Annotated in this window: 3 protein-coding genes; 2 read left to right on the forward strand and 1 reads right to left on the reverse strand. The window is 71.2% G+C overall.

The window, feature by feature from the left end; all coding sequences use genetic code 11:
* The coding region (locus IY392_RS13085) for a M17 family peptidase N-terminal domain-containing protein (protein ID WP_309234180.1) at positions 1 to 379 on the reverse strand (379 nt) is incomplete at its 3' end.
* Positions 380 to 449: 70 nt separating this feature from the next.
* On the opposite strand from IY392_RS13085, the gene gcvT reads away from it, so the two are divergent.
* Positions 450 to 1,562 carry a glycine cleavage system aminomethyltransferase GcvT gene (gcvT, locus tag IY392_RS13090; RefSeq protein WP_107756181.1) on the forward strand — a complete coding sequence of 371 codons (1,113 nt, stop codon included), beginning with the start codon at positions 450 to 452 and terminating at the stop codon, positions 1,560 to 1,562.
* 29 nt (positions 1,563 to 1,591) lie between these two features.
* A complete protein-coding gene (locus IY392_RS13095) occupies positions 1,592 to 2,683 on the forward strand; it encodes a branched-chain amino acid aminotransferase (RefSeq protein WP_107756182.1) in 1,092 nt (363 codons plus the stop codon).
* Positions 2,684 to 2,788 lie beyond the last annotated feature (105 nt).

A 2,788-nucleotide genomic window follows, 5' to 3' on the forward strand; every position in this document is an offset into this window, starting at 1 on the left:
CGGATCCGAGGCCGACGAGCACCACGGACCGTCCCGGGACGCCCTCCGGTGCCGGGACGCGGGTGGTGGACCCGACCTTGGTGGAGGCGCCGACGGAGTGGGCCAGGTCCGCGAGCGCCGCGGTCGAGTCGCCGTCGAGACCCGGGGCGACGACGACGGGGGCCGCTGTCGTCTCTCCGCCGCCGTTCCCGGATCCCGCGTCCGCGGCGATACCGACCACGACCACCTCGGACTCGACAGGTGTCGTGACGGCCTCGATCACGGCGAGGTCCGGGCTGTGGGTGAGGATCGACTGCGCGGTGGGCATGAAGCACTCCTGGCGTTCGGCGTGGACGTACGGGACGTGTCGGGTGCCCTGACGACGTGGCGGGACCGCCACGGCCGGGGCACCATAGTCTATCGACTACCGTGGGAGCACAGCCGTACCAAGGAGCGCGAGGAGTGGCGACATGACAGACACCGGGGACCTCTTCGAGGGGCCGCTGCACTCCCGTCACGTGGAGGCCGGTGCCACGTTCGCCCCGTTCGGTGGCTGGTCGATGCCCGTGCAGTACACGGGGACGGTGGCCGAGCACACCGCCACCCGCACCACGGTCGGACTGTTCGACGTCAGCCACCTCGGGAAGGCACTCGTGACCGGTCCCGGAGCCGCCGAGTTCGTCAACACGTGCGTCACCAACGACCTCGACCGCATCTCGGCGGGCAGTGCGCAGTACACGCTGTGCTGCGACGAGTCCGGGGGAGTCGTCGACGACCTCATCGCCTACCGCGTCTCCGACCAAGAGGTCTTCCTCATCCCCAACGCCGCCAACACCGCCGAGGTGGTGCGACGGATGCAGGCCGCGGCGGCGGAGCGGGCGCCCGAGGTCGACGTCACCGATGAGCACCGCTCCCGCGCCGTGATCGCCGTGCAGGGCCCGCTCGCCGGTGAGGTCCTCACCGCGGTCGGCCTGCCCGTCGACCTGGACTACATGGCCTTCGTCGACGCCGACTGGGACGGGCAGCCCGTCCGGGTCTGCCGCACCGGGTACACCGGCGAGTACGGCTTCGAGGTCCTGCCCGCCTGGGACCAGGCCGGTCCCGTCTGGGACGCGCTCGCCGAGCAGGTCCTCGCGCGCGAGGGTGCGCTGTGTGGTCTGGGTGCCCGCGACTCGTTGCGCACCGAGGCCGGTTACCCGTTGCACGGACACGAGCTGTCCCTCGACCTCAGCCCGCTCGAAGCCCGCTGCGCATGGGCCATCGGTTGGGACAAGCCGTCCTTCTGGGGGCGCGACGAGCTGATGCGTCAGAAGGAGGCCGGGCCCGCTCGGCGCATGTACGCACTCGAGGTCACGGGCCGGGGGGTGCTGCGCGCAGGCCAGACCGTGCGGGCCGGCGGACGCGACGTGGGCGTCACCAGCTCCGGCACGTTCTCGCCGACCCTGAAGACGGGGATCGGGCTCGCATTCGTCGAGCTGGACGCCGGGCTCAAGAAGGGCGACGAGGTCGTCGTCGACGTACGGGGGCGTGAGGTACCGTGCCGCCTCGCGGTACCGCCGCTCGTCGAGATCCGCACCCGCTGACCCGCCCCTTCTCACCTAAGCGAGACGACATGTCCCAGTTCGACATCCGCCCCTCGGCCAACCCGAGGACGGCCGCCGAGCGCGAAGCCATCCTCGCGGCTCCCGGCTTCGGCAAGCACTTCACCGACCACATGGTCACCCTTCCGTACTCCGACGGGTCCTGGGGTACCCCGACGGTCGAGGCCTACGCTCCGCTGTCGATCGACCCCTCCGCCGTGGTCCTGCACTACGCCCAGACGATCTTCGAGGGCCTCAAGGCGTACCGGCAGGCCGACGACTCCATCGCCTCCTTCCGCCCGGAGCAGAACGCGGCGCGTTTCAACCGGTCCGCGCAGCGTCTGGCCATGCCGACGCTGCCCGAGGAGCTCTTCATGGAGTCCCTGCGGCAGATCGTGGCGATCGACCGCGACTGGGTCCCCGCCGCCGGCGGGGAGGAGGCGCTCTACCTGCGCCCGTTCATGATCGCGACGGAGACGGGCCTGGGCGTGCGGCCTGCCGACGAGTACCTCTACTCGGTCATCGCCTCTCCCGCCGGCGCCTACTTCTCGCGTGGAGTGGCCCCCGTGAGCGTGTGGCTGAGCACCGAATACGTGAGGGCCAGCCCGGGCGGAACCGGTGCGGCGAAGTTCGGGGGGAACTACGCGGCATCGTTGCGGGCGCAGGAGCAGGCCGCCGGCGAGGGGTGCGACCAGGTGGTGTGGCTGGACGCCATCGAGCGCAGGTACGTCGAGGAGATGGGCGGGATGAACCTGTTCTTCATCCTCGGCACCGGCGATTCGGCGGAGATCGTCACCCCGGAGCTGTCCGGTTCGCTCTTGCCCGGCGTGACACGCGACAGCCTCATCCGCCTCGCGCGGCACCTCGGTTATCCCGTCACCGAGCGGAAGGTCTCGGTGGAGGAGTGGGAGACCGGGGTGGCCTCCGGGGAGATCACCGAGGTGTTCGCCTGCGGGACCGCGGCGGTGATCACCCCCGTCGGGTCCGTCCGGCACAGCGGGGGCGGCTACACCGTCGGCGACGGCGGCCCCGGTGAGATCACCATGCGTCTGCGTGAGACCCTCACCGGGATCCAGCGCGGTTCGGTGGACGACACCTTCGGGTGGATGACCACTCTCGCCTGACCGGATCGGCGCACCGGGCCGGCGTTGGGGCGCGGGGGTCAGGTCAGCATGACGGCGACGACGAGGGCCGCCGCCGTGCCCGCCTCGATCCCCGCCCCCAGGATG

The organism is Dietzia sp. SYD-A1 (genome assembly GCF_015356725.1).
Classification (GTDB): domain Bacteria; phylum Actinomycetota; class Actinomycetes; order Mycobacteriales; family Mycobacteriaceae; genus Dietzia.